The sequence below is a fragment of the Hydrocoleum sp. CS-953 genome, assembly GCF_002260545.1.
Classification (GTDB): Bacteria; Cyanobacteriota; Cyanobacteriia; order Cyanobacteriales; family Microcoleaceae; genus Trichodesmium.
The window spans coordinates 1-3,085 of the sequence record NZ_LGSU01000430.1 but is presented as its reverse complement, the minus strand read 5'-3'; the positions used below and the strand labels follow the sequence as shown (position 1 = coordinate 3,085).

Annotated in this window: 3 protein-coding genes; all 3 read right to left on the bottom strand. The window is 34.5% G+C overall.

The window, feature by feature from the left end:
* Positions 1-239: 239 nt before the first annotated feature.
* On the bottom strand, positions 240-419 hold the full coding sequence (locus AFK68_RS04250) for a hypothetical protein (RefSeq protein WP_094671730.1): 180 nt from the start codon (positions 417-419) through the stop codon (positions 240-242).
* Between the two features lie 748 nt (positions 420-1,167).
* Positions 1,168-1,362: a hypothetical protein gene (locus AFK68_RS34465; protein WP_143437504.1), complete on the bottom strand. Its 195-nt coding sequence runs from the start codon at positions 1,360-1,362 to the stop codon at positions 1,168-1,170.
* 85 nt (positions 1,363-1,447) lie between these two features.
* Positions 1,448-3,001, bottom strand: a complete 1,554-nt coding sequence (locus AFK68_RS04240; protein WP_094671728.1) for an NAD(P)/FAD-dependent oxidoreductase — start codon at positions 2,999-3,001, stop codon at positions 1,448-1,450.
* Positions 3,002-3,085: the final 84 nt, after the last annotated feature.

Here is a 3,085-nt window from a genome sequence, read left to right as displayed (position 1 = left end):
GCTCAAGAAAATTTATGAGTAATGCTTGACTTCATCCAACCTCTGTCTAGGTGCTTTTTGAAGTTTTTCAAATTTAGATTAGTCACTATAATCTACTCCTGAACTATACTGCAATTGTTCAATTCAACGATGATAATAGTATTTTTGCTTCTGTATTTTTTTGGCAAAACTTTTCATTTTATCTCCAACTGGATATAACAATATATAAATTCCTAATCTGAAATAATGTTTGATCCAATCTAACAAATTTTCCACACCAACTTAACTTGAGGGATAATTTTTATCACTAAACCTGGTTGCTTTAAAGAAGTAACAAATAAACGTTGTTCCCAAGGAGGAAACTGTACAATATCTTGCAAAAAAGGTTTTAGCACAAATTCTCTTTCTTGAGTCCGAGCGTTATCCAAAGTGTTATTCATTTTGAAAACTAAAGGTTGAATTTGATAGTTGTTGTCATAACTGACTCGGTTTTATTTCGCACAACTCTCATGGAAAAAAACTTGTTAAAGTCGCACCACTAATTAATAGTAAAAGCACTCCTGANAGCGTTATCCAAAGTGTTATTCATTTTGAAAACTAAAGGTTGAATTTGATAGTTGTTGTCATAACTGACTCGGTTTTATTTCGCACAACTCTCATGGAAAAAAACTTGTTAAAGTCGCACCACTAATTAATAGTAAAAGCACTCCTGAAGCTCAAGAAAATTTATGAGTAATGCTTGACTTCATTCAACCTCTATCTAGGTGCTTTTTGAAGTTTTTCAAATTTAGATTAGTCACTATAATCTCCTCCTGAACTATACTGCCATTGTTCAATCCAGCGGTGATAATAATAGTATTTTTGCTTCTGTATTTTTTTTGCAAAACTTTCCATTGTCTCTCCAACTGGATATAACAATGTATAAATTCCTAATCTGAAATAATCTTTTATCCAATCTAACAAATTTTCCATACCAATTTAACTTGAGTGATAATTTTTATCGCCAAACTTGGTTGCTTTAAATAAGTAACAAATCAAAGTTTTGCCCAAGGAGGAAACTCTACAATATCTTGCAAAAAAAGTTTTATATCATGTCCGGTTGAATAGTTCTAATTAAAGTTCGTAGTATAGCTCTCAGCCCGAACTATAGATAGGGCTAGAGCAATTCTACAAACAAAAACTTTTTTATCACTGATTATCCGGACATGATATTAGCAAAAATTCTCTTTCTTGAGTCCTAGCGTCATCCAAAGTGTTATTCATTTCAAAAACTAAACGTTGATTTTTGATGCTTGTTGCCATAACTGACTCGGTTTTATTTTGCACAACTATCATGGAAAAAAAACTTGCCAAAGCCACACTACTAATTAATAGTAAAAGCACTCCTTAAGCTAAAGAAAATTTATAAGTAATCCTTGACTTCATCCAACCTCTGTCTAGGTGCTTTTTGAAGTTTTTCAAATTTAGATTAGTCACTATAATCTCCTCCTGAACCATATTTCCATTGTTCAATCCAGCGGTGATAATGATACTCTTTTACTAGGGTAGTTTTTATTAGTAAAGATTCTATTGCTCCTCCAACTGGATATAGGAATGTATAAATCCCTAAGTTGAAATAATGTCTCATCCAATCTAACAAATTTTCTATACCAACTTGAGGAATAATTTTAATTACTAAACCTGGTTGCTTTAAGGAAATAATCAGTAAAGTCTGTGCTAAAGCAGGAAACTGCACGACATCTTGTAAAAAAGGTTTAAGTACAGGTTCACCTAGTTTTTCCATTACCTGAAACACTCCTGCCAATAATTGATTAATTTGATGTGGTTCAACTTTTTGGTTTACCCCTATACTCATGGAACGTTGAAACAACCAAGTAACTGATACATTCGGTTGATAAGGTTGCAAAAGTGCCAGAGAATTTGCCGATAAATTTTCAGTTTCCAAAGCTTCATTAATACCCACAGTCAGACGTTTCAGGTGACGTACCATAGCTCCAAAACCGCCAAAACTTAGAGGAGACTGACTTCCGCTACTATCACCTACTGGCAAAATACGATTCCAAGGGGTTTTGAGGGGACTTTGACGATAACAAGGAAAGAAACCAAAGAGGGCACGTTGGAATGTCAGTTGACTAAGTTCGACTTTTTGATATTCGGGTAATAGACGTAGATATTCTTCAAAGAAAAATTCTAGAGAAAATCTATCTGGATGAGCATCTAGATAAGTAAATAAATAAGTAGTTCGCCCATCTCTAGCAGGAAATGCTTCCCAGAAATATTGACATTGATTTTGTATGGGAGTGAAGGAGGCAAAAATATCTCCCGTATCATTTTTTGGATATCCAGTAGCACAAGTACCAACAACTAAACAGACAGCATCAGGTTTTTTGCCTTCCCTTGCTTGTTTAACAATGGGAGAAAAATGCCCCATCGCATCCAGGAGTAGTCGAGTTTTGAAGGAGAGACCATTGCTAGTTTGGATATCCACCCCATTTGGATAAATAGTTGCTGCTTCATAGGATGTATTTTCAAATAGTTGACCCCCTGCTGCCAAAAAGCTTTGTTTCAGAGTTTCTAATAGATAAATTGGATCTACACCAATATTCAGGACATCTTTTACCCAAATGTCAGGAGTATCTGGAAAGCTAATACGAGCTGGGTTATATTCCGTAGCGATCGCTGTCTTTAGTTCTTCTGGAGAGAGAATGTTTAATTCTACAAATGTTTCTAGTTCTTTGCGGGAGATATTCCATTCTTGTGTTCTACCTTTGAGGATACCTCGTTCTAAAAGTGCAACCCGCCAACCTTTTTTTGCCAAGGTAGCACCAATCAAAATACCAAGAGTACCTCCGCAAATTACTACATCCCAGTCATAATTTTTTAGTAATTGAGTTTCTGTCTTAACGGTGGTAGGAATAGATATATTTTCAGCTCGAAGTTTTTGCCAAATTTTATCGACTCGTCGCAGACTTTCTAAAGGGTTCCCTGGAATTTGGGAGAGGATTTTTTCTGTTAAAGACATAATTTTTTTAGTATTAATTTTTGTCGTAATTGCTGCTTATTTTTATATATTGATTTATCAGTTAGTTCTGATTATATAATGGTT